The organism is Peptoniphilus sp. HMSC062D09, assembly GCF_001811425.1.
In the GTDB taxonomy this organism is placed as follows: Bacteria; Bacillota; Clostridia; order Tissierellales; family Peptoniphilaceae; genus Peptoniphilus_A.
In genome coordinates, this window is sequence record NZ_KV804709.1 from 1 (window position 1) to 11,755 (window position 11,755).

An 11,755-nucleotide genomic window follows, 5' to 3' on the forward strand; every position below is an offset into this window, starting at 1 on the left:
CTGGTATTAGGTCCAACTTTATGGGGTCACCACAAAAAGCCTCCAAGTTGTATAACTTAGAGGCTTTTTCATTAGTCAACTTTTAAATTTTAAAGTCCCAATATATTTGGTAAAAATGAAATTATATTTGGAACAAAAGCAAACAATAGTACTGATACCAGTTCAATTATTAAGAAAGGTATTACACCCTTAACTATATCGTTGAATTTTAATCCTGTTATTGATTGCGCTGTAAATAAATTGTAACCGAAAGGTGGGGTAACATATCCTATTACCAAATTAATTACAAATATCATTCCCAAGTGAAGTGGATCTATTCCAAGTTCTATACCAAAAGGAACTAGTACAGGCGCTAATATAATTATTGCTGCTACTGTATCCATCAAAGCTCCAACAAAGAATAATAATATCATTAACACAATTAAGTAAGAATATTTAGTAGTTATAAATGAACCTAAGGCATTGGTTACCATATCTCCAAAATTATTAACTGACATGATCCAAGATAGTAAATTTGCGGCTCCCATTATTATTCCAACCATTGCAGCTGTTTCCATAGCTTTAAGTAATGCATCAGGTAAATCTTTTACTTGTATTTCGTGGTATATAAAAAATCCAAGTAATAATGCATAAACAACTCCCACTGCCGCGGCTTCTGTTGGAGTAAATACACCTGAGTATATTCCTCCTAATATTATAATAGGTAACAATAACGCACCTAATGCTGACCATGTACTCTTTAACAATCTTTTTAAGCTAAATTTTTCTCTATTTTTTAATATTTCTGGTTTATTTTTTATAAGAATAAAATTAACTAATGTTAGTAATAGCATCATTACTATTCCTGGAAGAATACCAGCAATAAACATTTTTGGTATAGATAATCCCATAGTAACTCCATAGATGATCATGGGTATGCTAGGAGGAATTATAGGTCCCAAAGCTCCACCTGCCGCAACCATACCTGCTGCTGTTTTTTTATCATAGCCAGTCTTTGTTAATGATGGTATCATTATCGATCCAATGGCTGCTACAGTTGCTGGACCAGATCCAGTTAGGGCTGCGAAAATAGCACAAGATACAATTGTTACTACTCCTAAGCCTCCAGGTACCCATCCCATTAATGAATCTGCCCAATCTATCATTCTCTTAGAAATTCCTCCCCTATCCATTAATTCTCCCACTAATACAAAAAGAGGAATGGCTAATAATGGGAAAGAATCTAGCCCTGTTGTCATCCTTTGACTGACTAACAAAAGTGGTTTTATTCCTGTCGCTATTAAAAACATACTTCCTGATCCTAAAATTGACAAATACACTGGAAGTCCAATAAAAATCAAAGCAAACATTACAATAAACATAATACCTATCATTTGATCACCTCATTATTTTTTGAAGAACACATATCATACACGCAATAAAAAATTAACAATGCTCCAAATATAGGTGCTGCACCATAAACAAAACTCATGCTAATTCTAAGTGCAGGACTTAATTGAGTTCTAACTGCCCATGCAACTCTAGTTCCATAAAACAAAAGTATCAAACCTATTAATATAGATAGTATATTAACAATTTTTCTTAATATGTCTTGATTTTTAGAGCTTAAGTTATCCGTTATTACACTTACTGTCGCATTACTTTTATTCTTAGTACATAAAATTGCTCCAAGCATATTAGCCCAAATAAAAGTATATCTAGCTAATTCTTCTGTCCAAGATAAAGAAGAGTTTAGAACAAATCTAGTAAAAACCTGAAGAACACAGGCTGCCACTAAAATACTAAAAACAATTACTATTGCAAACTTTAAAATTTTTGTTACAATATTGTATGCTTTTTCCATAAATTTCTCCTTTCTTAGAAATTAAGTTCTTTTCTTAATTTATCTAAATATTCCTTACCTATTCCCTCAGCTCTCTTGTCATAAAAATCTCTAAATGCTTTTTGGAAAGCTTCTTTATCGACATCTCGAACAATTGTCATACCTTTTTCTTCCATCTCATCAAGCATATTAGGCTCTAAACTTGCATTATTTTTTCTTGTGGCTTCACCAGCTTCGATTGCAGCTTCTTTTAGAATCTTTTGTTCTTCAGAATCTAATTTATCATAAATATTTTTTGAAACACAAAGAATTAAAGGTGAATAAAAATGTCCTGTCATGTTTAAATACTTTGCAATGTCTGCAAATCCATTTGTATAAATTACACTAACTGGTATATCTAAACCATCTATAGTTCCCTGTTGCAAACCAGTTATTGTTTCTGACCATGCCATAGGCACTGCATTTGTGCCAAGCTCCTGATATGTCGCTATATAAGTGTCGGTCTCCATACATCTTATCTTCAATCCATGGAAGTCTTCTGGCTTCTTTACTTCATTTTTTAAAGTTACTAAATGTCTAAATCCTCCTTCTCCATAAGCAAGACCTTCTATACCATAATCTTCATATCCTTTTAATATTTCATCTCCAAGTTTTCCACTTAAAACTCTAGCTGCTTCTTTTCCATCTTTAAAAATAAAAGGTAAATCAAAAAGTCCCGCTTGAGGTATGTAACCGCTGATATATGCATTGGTCATTATAGCCATATCAGTTGTTCCTATTTGCATTCCTGTGAACATTTCTCCTTCTTGACCCAATTGTCCAGATCCCTTTATATCTATTACTATATTTCCATTTGTTTTTTCTTTTACAATGTCAGAAAAAGTTTTTGCAAAAATATAGTAGGGATCGTTTTCAACTGGCGCAGTTGTAAATCCAATTTGAAAAACTTTTTTTCCATCATCTTTTTTTGAACACCCTACTAACATTAGAAAACATATTAGCACTAAAGATATTTTTATTACTCTTTTCATTTTTATACTCCTTCCACGATAATTTTAGGCGTTATTTTTAATATCTTTTCAATATTTCTACCATCAACTCCTTTTTCAATAAGAAACTCTATACAATCTACCAAAGATTCAAATGGTGGCTTTTTTGTGTAGTACCCTCTATCTGTAGTAATAAATGTATTATTAAAATCCAATTGATTCATTACATTTAAAAATTCATCTGCACTACAATCTCCATCATCCAAATTTGCCCAAACCTTTTCTATAAAAACCCCTTTTTTACCCAAATCAATTTGAATATCTATAGGTATTTTTGTTCTATTCCAGTCTGGATGAGTTAAAACAACTTTTACATTTTTTTTAATGGCATAATCACATACCTTTAAACTTTCTTCAAAGCTAATGTGCCCTGTAGCTAAAGTTGCATCATATTTTTTAACAACCTCTACAACTTCTTTGAAACTTTTAATAAGCTTACCCTTATCATCAACAACAGATATTCCTTCTCTGTTAAAAAAATCACCTTTCATGTTTCCATATCTCAGTGAATTCTTTGCATCTCTAGTTGGTAGCCATACAATTTTAGCACCCATTTTAAGTGCACTTTCGCATGCGTATGGATTAATTCCACCAACTGTACTATTCAAAACAACTCCACCATAAGCTTTTGTAAAAAAATTGAAATGTGTATTTATTAACTCAGATCTTCCACTTGTTGGTTCATAATGATTTTTAATCAAAACTCCAGCCATTTTATAAGTACTAGCTTTCTTAATTAAATCAATATCATCAATTGTTCTTTTTACATGAGAAGGAGCTGAATGAACATGTAAATCATATGAACCTTCGACAAATTCTTTTATTGAGTTTTTCATAAAAATTCAAACCCCCTTATCTAATATTAACTTTAGCAATCCTTTTCATAAAAATAAAACAAGTATATTTTTAAAATTAACAATATTTAACTTGTTTTATTATGCTTTATATTGATATAATGCTACTATGTAATTAGATTTTTTATTGTTTAATATTTAATTCAAGAAAATAATTGTTATTTTCTATTTTGCTTAATATTTTTATTGTGAGGTGCTTTATGACTCAAAACCAAAAAATTTTTTTATTAGTTGCAGAAACTTTAAGTATAAGTAAAGCTGCGAAAAGAGCTTTTGTAACTCAACAATGTGTCAGTGATCACATTAAAAGAATGGAAGAAGAATATGGTACAAAATTGTTTCACAGGAACCCTTATATGCATTTGACACCTGCTGGGGAAGTTGTTTTTAATTCATTAAATAATATAGAAATGATTGAAAAAAATCTTATGAAAAGTATTTCAGATTTTTCTAACGAAAGAAAAGGTTCTTTTTCTGTTGGTATGAGCACTACAAGATCTAAATTGTTAATACCATTATTACTAAAAAGATATCATGAACTTTTTCCAAATGTTGAGATTTCATTCTTTAGTGGCGATACTAAAATCCTTGAAAAAAATTTATTGCATAACAAACTAGATATTTTTCTAGGAATAAATACTAGTTTAAATTTAGGTCTTCATATTGAACATGTTTGCGAAGATTATTTATATCTAGTAATAAATAAAAAAATGTTTATAAATAATTTCTCACAATATGATTTAAAAAATTTTAGAAAAGGTGTTGATTTAAAATATTTTCAGAATATCCCTATGACTTTTTATAATGAAACCGGTGCATTAAATACACTGCTACAGCAGCACTTAATAACCCATGGAATAGAATTGAATAATGTTGTGTGTCATACTAGCGAGTGCGATGTACAAATAGATCTATGCCTAAACAATGTTACATCTGCAATTGTTCCAAGAATGTTAGCAAATAATTTTTTACAAAATGATGAAATATACTTTTTCCCTATTAAAGATTTTAATTATCCTCTCCGAGTTGATATTGTTTCAAATCCTTATTTGGAAAAACCATTATACTTAAAAGCTTTTATTTCATTATTAAAAGAAGAGTTACTAGAATTTTCAAATAATACTTTATAAAAAAGAATCGCTACAAAAGCATAATTTTACTTTTGTAACGATTCTTTTTTTAGATTCCCTTTGTGTAAAGGTAATAAGAGTAAATTGCAGGAATTATTGCACCAAGAAAAAGTGGAACTAAAAACACTATTTCACTTTTTAAAAATACTGAAAGGATTAAAGAAAGACCAACTATTATAAAGCAAATTCCACCAAGTCTGTGAGTCCTCCTCCAATTTTCATCGCTATTTAAGGTCCAAGGAAGTTTTATGCCCATAGTGTAATTCCTCTTGACCTTTGGCATATAATTTCCAATTGCTATAAAAAGGGCTCCCAAGAAAAGAGATATTATGACTGATGTATTTACCTCTCTACCAAGTCCAGCTAAGACCGTAATAATATAGACTACAGACATGACTATTGGCATGGACATCTTACCTATAATCATTAGAAAATTATTTTGTCCCTCATTTTTTGGGTCATTGTCAAGCATAAAGCAGAGGAATAAATTCATGATAGTTAAAAATCCCGGGGTCATTACCATGGCATCAAACTTTGAGCTGTATTTATCTACTTGACCTTGAAAATTCCAGTGAGTTGGAAGCTCTGCTGGCATTTTATTATAAAATAGGGCATTAAAAATTATTACAATTAAGATACATACTATTAATGAAATTATACTGTTTTTCCTAAATCTAAATTTATTTTTCATTGTCTTCTCCTCTAAATTTTACTATCCAAGTCAGTATATCTTCGAATACTGAAGTGTTTAGTTCGTAATAAATAAAATTCTTCTCTTTAGTTTCGTAAATCAAATCCTGGTCTTTTAGCATTTTTAGATGATGGGATATTGTCGCCTTGGATAAATCAAAGTTATCAGCAATCTCTCCTGCATTCATCCTCCCATTTCTTTTTAGCATATTTAAAATTTCAAGCCTTACAGGATCAGATAGGGCCTTAAAAGTATCAGAAAACATGTTTCACCTTCTATGTCTATTTCGATAATTATCTAAACTATTAATTTTATTATATAAAATTTTTTACAAAATTCAAGACTATTTTGATTTTTTTCGAAGTAGTTTTTTTTTAATTGAGGGGAAAAATTTCCCGGATTAAAAATTAATTACAAACTCATAATTTTTTCTTGGCTCATATTTTTTTCTTGATCATAAAATTTTTACTGTTTCATAATTTTTTACCGATTCATAATTTTTTCTTATTCAAAAAATTTTTTTCCATTAAAAATTATTTAACGAATCCTAATTATTTCGCCCTCAAAAATTTTAGCAATTAAAAAATTTTTTCAATTAAGAATTTTTTTAAGTCACAATAATTTCTTCCCAAGATTATTTCTTTTAGTGAAATACTTTCCAGTATATGATATAATTTTAGAGGAAGGTGAAAAAATGATCCAAAGTTTAGTAAAAGCAGCCAAGGTTTTAGACATATTAAAAAATGAAAACCGAGAACTTACAATTGCAGAAATTTCTGAATTTTTAAATATACCGCCAAGCACAGCTCATAGAATTTTGTCCACCCTAATCGAGGTGGGCTATGTATCAAAGGACGAGAGGACCCACCTCTATGCTCTTGGACCTGCCCTTATCCCTCTTGGCATAAAGGCATCCTCAAAGCTAGATCCACAAGCTGTGGGAAAATCTGTCCTAGAAAATTTATCTGAAATCACCATGGAAGATTCCTTTTTTATAATAAAATCTGGTGACAAGGGGCTAATGCTTTCAAAGTCTGAAGGCAAGCATACCCTAAAAATCGTAGAAAATTTTGGAATAGAAATAGATTTACACAAGGGGGCAATTAGAAAGACAATCTTGGCCTTTCAGCCCAAGGAATATATCGATTATTACTTAGAAAAGGATCTTTCTGACTACTTAGACGCGCCAGTAGATAAGGCAGCCTTAAAAAAAGATTTAATAGACATTAGGAACAAAAAAATTTCTGTTTCCGACTCGGAATACATTGAAGATGCCATTGGCATTGGAGCTCCAGTCTTTAATTATAAGGAGAACCTCGTGGGAGCAATTGGCGTAGTAATTCCTAAGGAAAGAGTTACAGAAGCTACAAAAAAAGAATATATAGAGGCAGTGAAAAACTGCGGCATAGAATTTTCAAAAAATCTAGGATATTCTGAAGCTTAATATTTTTATTATTATGAGTTGTGTCAAGGGCACAACTTTTTTCTTTGCCTAAATTCTTTTGCTGGCTTAAAATTTTTTGAATTATTATATTTTTGTGAATTTAAATTTTTATGATTTTTTGATTTTTTCATGAAAAATTTAGAAGATAAAATTAAAATTATCTCGTTTTTTGATTTTTTTCTTTGAAAATTTCATAATAAAATCAAAATTTTGCCTTTTTTTGATTTTATTTGCTAGAATACACAAAATTAAGTCAAAATTTGCTGTTTTTTTGATTTTATTTCCCTATAAAATTTTTCAGCCGGGTCTCTGTCTTTTAATGAGATTCATTATTTGTTAAAATGTAGTTAGGAGGTCATTATGCCAATACTTAGTTTAACGAATATAAAAAAATCCTACATAGACGAGGAAACTATTAGAGATGGAAATTTAATAGTGGAAGACCGCGACAAAATTGGCCTTATTGGAATTAACGGCAGTGGCAAGTCCACTCTTTTTAATATAATTACAGAAAATCTCTCCTACGATGAAGGAGAAATTTTTAGAAAAAAAGATTTAAAAATCGGCTACTTAGAGCAACAGCTAAATCTTCATCAAGAAGGCAGCATTTATGACAACTGCCTTTCTATTTTTTCTGATTTAATTGAGCTTGAGAAAAATTTGAGAGCCCAAGAGCATATTATTGCTGAAAATCCAGAAAACTTGGAAGAGGAGCTAAATAAGTATCAAAAGATGCAAGACGAGTTTCATAAGAGAGAGGGCTACTCCTTTCACTCAAGGATTAGGGGAACTTTAATTGGTCTAGGCTTTAGTGAAGATGATTTTGACAAGGACATAAAAACCCTATCTGGTGGGCAAAAGTCACGAGTGGCTCTTGCCATGCTCCTACTTGAAGATGCCGACCTACTTCTCCTTGACGAGCCTACCAACCACTTGGACATTGATGCAATTTCTTGGCTGGAAAAATATTTAAAGGATGTTGACAAGGCAATTATTATTATCAGCCACGACAGATATTTTTTAAATAATATTGTCTCAAAAATTGTCCTCCTAGAAAAGGGCGAGACTAAAACTTATACTGGCAACTACGACAACTACATGAGACAGAGAAAAAAAGATTTTGAAGTCTTGAAGAGGCAGTATGAAGACCAGCAAAAGGAAATAAAGAGGCAGGAAGAAATTATAAAGAGATACATGAATCTTGGTCGCGACAGGTTTATCAAGCAAGGCAAGAGCAGGAAGAAGATGCTGGACAAGATGCAAAAAATTGAAATGCCTGCATCTAATAAAAAGACAAATCTTTCCTTTGCAACCAATAAAACTTCAGGCAGAGATGTCTTGGAGATAAAGGACCTTTCAAAATCCTTTGGCGACCACTTAGTTTTTCACGACTTAAATGCCTTTGTCTACAAAAAGGATAAAATTGGCTTAATTGGTCCCAATGGCGTTGGCAAGTCCACCCTCTTTAAAATTATTGCAGGGGAACTTAGTCCAAGCTCTGGCGAAGTTAAAATTGGGTCTAATGTGGACATAGCCTTCTTCTACCAAGAGCTTGACAACTTAAATTTAGACAAGACTGTCATGGACGAGATCTGGGACGAATTTCCAAAGCTTGAGCATTTTCAAATCAGAAAATATTTGGCAGAGTTTCTCTTTGTAGGCGATGACATTTTTAAAACTGTAGATGAACTTTCCGGCGGCGAGCGTGGAAGACTATCCCTTCTAAAAATTATGTTAAAGGGTGCAAACTTCCTTGTCCTTGACGAGCCAACTAACCACTTAGACATTGACTCAAAGGAAATCCTTGAAGACGCCCTCTTAAAATATGAGGGCACTGTTCTTTCCATTTCTCACGACAGGTATTTTTTAAACAAGACTGTGGACAAAATTTTTGAAATGAAGGAAGACGGCATAAATGTCTTCTTGGGCAATTACGATTATTACCTAGAAAAGACCACTGAAACTGAAAGTCTTGATGATGACTACAAGTCCAAGACAGAAATTGCCAAGGAAAAGCGTGAGGAGAGAGAAGTCCGCAAAAAAAATAGAGCCCTTCGCAAAGAAAAAGAAAAGCTTGAAAAAGAAATTTCAGACACGGAAGAAAAGTTATCCACAATCGATGACAAACTGCAAGATCAAGAGACTTACAGCGATTATCAACTAGCAAATGATTTATCAATAGAGCGCCAAAGCCTTGCAAATACTTTAGAAGACCTCTATGAAGCTTGGATGGAATTGGAAGAAAATTAAAAGATTTCAAAAATTTTTTTCCACAGGACTTTTTGCGATGACTACTTTATCCCCAATCTTATGCACATTATCCACAGGTTAATAAAGGTCTGTCTTGAAAAATAGTGCACAATTCATGCACATTTTGAAAAAATTATCATTAAACATAAAAAATGTCTATATTTTCCAATTATTAACTGGATTTTTACAAAAAATATACAATCTTATCCACAATTCGCCAAAAGTTATCAACTTTTGTGTATAAACGATAAAAGAGCTGCCTAAAAACAGCTCTTTGTCTTATTTATTATTTAGTCTTTTAATCATGTCCTCTGCAGGGTCTAAAATTTCAATTTCTGTCAGTTTTTCAAATTCTTCCTTCATGTAAGGGAAGTGAGTGCAGCCTAAAATTATTGCCTTGGGTCTTCTTTCCATCTTGTTAAAAAAGTTAAAGAGCTCTCTTAGTCCAAGCCTCTTGACAATTTCCTCAGGCGAAGTTTTCTTTTCAATTTCTTCTACAAGGGCAAGGATCCCTATTGCAATTGTGTTTCTAAAAGTTTTTTCTGACAAAATTTTATCTATGCCGTGGGCTGATTTTGAATTTGCTGCCAGGATCACTAGGTCTTCATAGGAAGTGTCAAGATTTCTATAAAAGTCCAAGGGAGTGATGATTTCCATACTCTGACGGCGGGTTAAGCCTTCCACATATATAGAAGCAGAAAGGGAATTGCAGTAGATAAAAATTTTTTCAGCCCCCTCTTTTTTTGCCTCCCTTATTTTTTCTTCAACAATATTTGTCAGCTCTTCTCTTGAATAATATTGAAGGGCGGATTGGTCCTTTGGGTTCTTGGAAATTGGAAAGCTCAGTGGCTCAAAGCCCCTTTTATTTAAAAGGTCCACTCCCATTTTTGTGTCCACATAAGTTCCTGCGAATACTCCTACTTTCATTTTTTCACTCCTTTAAAATAAATCCATTTAAGTTTTTTCTCCAAAATTCTGTAGTTAAGATCCCTTGCAGAATAAATTTCTCCGTCAATGTTATATAAAAAATCTCTGTCCGCTGAAATTTTCCCTGACCTAGTTAAAATTTCTCTCACACCACTTTTCCCAAGGTGGTCTCCCCTCCTGTAGGAAGTAAATAAGCTTGCTATCCTTAGGGGACTCATCTTCTCTGCCAAAATTAAATTTAAAAGACCATCGTCAATTTTTGCCTTTGGTGCTGGGTTAAAGCCATTGCCATAATAAGATCCGTTGCAAAGGGCGGAAATTAAAAAGCTACCAGATAAATTTACTTCTTCATTTTTTTCATCAAGACAGGAAATTTTTAAGTCTACATTTTCCAAATTCATTACAGATTTTACCACTCCGTAAAAATATCCCAGCCTGCCTCCAAGCTTTTTCCTCTTCATTATGTCATAGGCATACTTCAAGACATTGGTGTCAAAGCCAAGACTTGTGACATTGATGCAAATTTTGCCGTTCACTTCTATTAAGTCAATGGGAGCAATTTCATAATCAAAAATATTTTCTAACTTAAAATTATGGTAAGAAAAATTTTTTGAAAAGTCGTTGCCTGTGCCGCCAGGTATAAGTCCAAGAGAAGTCTGGCTCCCGCAAAGGGCAGAGGCAACTTCAGATAGGGCTCCGTCGCCACCCTTTATGTATAAAATTTCGCCGCCCCTGTCCCTAAAGTCCTGGGCAAATTTCACTGTGTCTCCGGCTTTCTCTGTAATTTTAATTTCATCTTTATCAAAATATTTTAAAAGTTCTCTTGCAAAGGCCTTGTCATAGGACCTGCCAGATTTAGAACTTATTATAAAAAGCTTTTTCATATTCACCACTTATAATTAATTATATTATATGGTGAAATTTATTCCAATAGAGTTCTTTCGTGGCTTTTTGGGTAAAAACAAAAAAGGAGGGATATTATGAAATGGAAAGGAAGAAGGCAAAGTTCAAATGTCAGCAGAAGTAAAGGTGGCGGAGTAGCCCTTGGTGGCGGTGGACTTCTAGTGGCACTAATAGTTTTTTTACTTACGGGAAATCCAATGGACGCAATTCGCTCTGGCTTTGGAGGCACAGAGCCTTCTACGACACAAAATTATGAACTTTCACAAAAGGAAGAGGACTTATACGATTATTCAGCCGTAGTTCTTGCAGATACAGAGGACGCTTGGCATGAAATATTAAAAAATGAAGGTGTAAATTATAGGGAGCCTCAGCTAAAGATCTTTAAGGGTCAAGTGAAGTCTGGCTGCGGCCTTGCCAGTGCAGGCATGGGACCTTTTTATTGCTCAAGAGATGAGGCAATATACATGGACCTATCCTTTTACGATTCACTTATAAGAGACTTTGGTGCAGATGAGGGCGACTTTATCTTGTCCTATGTAATTAGCCACGAGGTTGGTCACCATGTCCAAGAAGTGACGGGAATTATGGACCAGTACCAAGAGCTTATGGGAAAACTTTCTGAAGAGGAGAGAAATGCGCTGACAGTTAGACTAGAATTGCAAGCAGACTACCTAGCAGGCGTCGT

At 32.9% G+C, this 11,755-nt stretch carries 12 protein-coding genes; 4 read left to right on the forward strand and 8 right to left on the reverse strand.

All coding sequences use genetic code 11. From position 1 onward, the window contains the following. Positions 1 to 89: 89 nt before the first annotated feature. Genes HMPREF2801_RS04665 through HMPREF2801_RS04680 form a run of 4 tightly spaced genes read right to left on the reverse strand, consistent with a single transcriptional unit; the run spans position 90 to position 3,707 of the window. Positions 90 to 1,373: a TRAP transporter large permease gene (locus tag HMPREF2801_RS04665; protein WP_070610822.1), complete on the reverse strand. Its 1,284-nt coding sequence runs from the start codon at positions 1,371 to 1,373 to the stop codon at positions 90 to 92. Further along, complete coding sequence (locus HMPREF2801_RS04670) at positions 1,370 to 1,843, reverse strand: TRAP transporter small permease (protein WP_070610824.1); 474 nt, start codon at positions 1,841 to 1,843, stop codon at positions 1,370 to 1,372. Before HMPREF2801_RS04670 ends, HMPREF2801_RS04665 begins: the two co-directional genes overlap by 4 nt. 14 nt (positions 1,844 to 1,857) lie before the next feature. Next, positions 1,858 to 2,853 carry a TRAP transporter substrate-binding protein gene (locus HMPREF2801_RS04675; RefSeq protein WP_070610826.1) on the reverse strand — a complete coding sequence of 332 codons (996 nt, stop codon included), beginning with the start codon at positions 2,851 to 2,853 and terminating at the stop codon, positions 1,858 to 1,860. Positions 2,854 to 2,855: 2 nt separating this feature from the next. After that, positions 2,856 to 3,707, reverse strand: a complete 852-nt coding sequence (locus HMPREF2801_RS04680; RefSeq protein ID WP_070610828.1) for a DUF6282 family protein — start codon at positions 3,705 to 3,707, stop codon at positions 2,856 to 2,858. Between the two features lie 218 nt (positions 3,708 to 3,925). On the opposite strand from HMPREF2801_RS04680, the gene HMPREF2801_RS04685 reads away from it, so the two are divergent. Continuing rightward, positions 3,926 to 4,855, forward strand: coding sequence for a LysR family transcriptional regulator (locus HMPREF2801_RS04685; RefSeq protein ID WP_070610830.1), 930 nt, complete (start codon positions 3,926 to 3,928; stop codon positions 4,853 to 4,855). A gap of 49 nt (positions 4,856 to 4,904) precedes the next feature. On the opposite strand, the gene HMPREF2801_RS04690 is transcribed toward HMPREF2801_RS04685, so the two are convergent. After that, complete coding sequence (locus tag HMPREF2801_RS04690) at positions 4,905 to 5,546, reverse strand: SdpI family protein (RefSeq protein WP_070610832.1); 642 nt, start codon at positions 5,544 to 5,546, stop codon at positions 4,905 to 4,907. Next, positions 5,536 to 5,811 (reverse strand): autorepressor SdpR family transcription factor, encoded by a 276-nt coding sequence (locus tag HMPREF2801_RS04695; protein ID WP_070610834.1) that lies wholly within the window; start codon positions 5,809 to 5,811, stop codon positions 5,536 to 5,538. The genes HMPREF2801_RS04690 and HMPREF2801_RS04695 overlap by 11 nt, the downstream gene beginning before the upstream one ends. A 429-nt stretch (positions 5,812 to 6,240) precedes the next feature. Here HMPREF2801_RS04695 and HMPREF2801_RS04700 point away from each other — a divergent pair, with 429 nt between their 5' ends. Continuing rightward, the gene (locus HMPREF2801_RS04700) at positions 6,241 to 6,990 is read left to right on the forward strand and encodes an IclR family transcriptional regulator (protein ID WP_070610836.1); all 750 of its coding nucleotides are present in this window, start codon (positions 6,241 to 6,243) and stop codon (positions 6,988 to 6,990) included. Positions 6,991 to 7,350: 360 nt separating this feature from the next. After that, on the forward strand, positions 7,351 to 9,240 hold the full coding sequence (locus HMPREF2801_RS04705) for an ABC-F family ATP-binding cassette domain-containing protein (protein ID WP_070610838.1): 1,890 nt from the start codon (positions 7,351 to 7,353) through the stop codon (positions 9,238 to 9,240). A gap of 279 nt (positions 9,241 to 9,519) precedes the next feature. Here HMPREF2801_RS04705 and HMPREF2801_RS04710 read toward each other — a convergent pair whose 3' ends face one another. Next, positions 9,520 to 10,167, reverse strand: coding sequence for an aspartate/glutamate racemase family protein (locus HMPREF2801_RS04710; protein ID WP_070610840.1), 648 nt, complete (start codon positions 10,165 to 10,167; stop codon positions 9,520 to 9,522). Beyond that, on the reverse strand, positions 10,164 to 11,051 hold the full coding sequence (locus HMPREF2801_RS04715) for a diacylglycerol/lipid kinase family protein (RefSeq protein WP_070610843.1): 888 nt from the start codon (positions 11,049 to 11,051) through the stop codon (positions 10,164 to 10,166). Before HMPREF2801_RS04715 ends, HMPREF2801_RS04710 begins: the two co-directional genes overlap by 4 nt. Before the next feature lie 96 nt (positions 11,052 to 11,147). Between HMPREF2801_RS04715 and HMPREF2801_RS04720 the strand changes: the two genes are divergently transcribed. Next, the coding region (locus HMPREF2801_RS04720) for a neutral zinc metallopeptidase (protein WP_246829976.1) at positions 11,148 to 11,755 on the forward strand (608 nt) is incomplete at its 3' end.